Here is a 581-nt window from a genome sequence, read left to right as displayed (position 1 = left end):
GGAATTCCACTTCTTCCACTTCCGAAGGTTCTTCTATTTTCTCTTCTTCGTGTGGCTCTTTCTCACGTTGTGCCTCTTCATATTGTTCCTCTTCTTGCTGTTCCACTTCAACAGTATTTTCCGGTCGTACTAATTCCTCAGTTTCTTCCTTCTGTTGTTCATTCTTTATTTCAGGCTCCGCAAATTGTTCTTTTATATCAAAACGAAATGAATCTTCTTTATTAAAAGCTAAGCCTTCCTCTTTTTGTTCTGTAATTTCTTCTGACACTTCACTATTTGCCGGGTTTTCAACACTGTCATTTATCCCCTGAATTGCTATAACCGATGTTAATCGAAGCTGATTTTGATCAGGTATTTCATAATCAAAGTATTCAACTGATACTGTGACATCGTTCATGTCATTGACACGATAAATTGGAACAGAGATTTCTACAGGAAAACGGTGAGAAAAAGACAGTTCTCCCCTTTCACCATCAAATACCTGTTCCACATAACGTTTGGAAGAAAAATCGTCACTGTCATCGGGATTATTTTCCCATATGTCAGCCTCATGCACCCTTTGATAGTTCCCATTTAATTCA

The 581-nt window shown here is 37.9% G+C and carries 1 pseudogene; it reads right to left on the bottom strand.

From position 1 onward, the window contains the following. Window positions 1–581: pseudogene (locus AC3G7N_RS21955) on the bottom strand (hypothetical protein); the annotation flags it as partial.

The organism is Virgibacillus carmonensis, assembly GCF_057836705.1.
The sequence above is the reverse complement of the archived record's forward strand: the minus strand, read 5'-3'. Positions and strand labels throughout refer to the sequence as shown.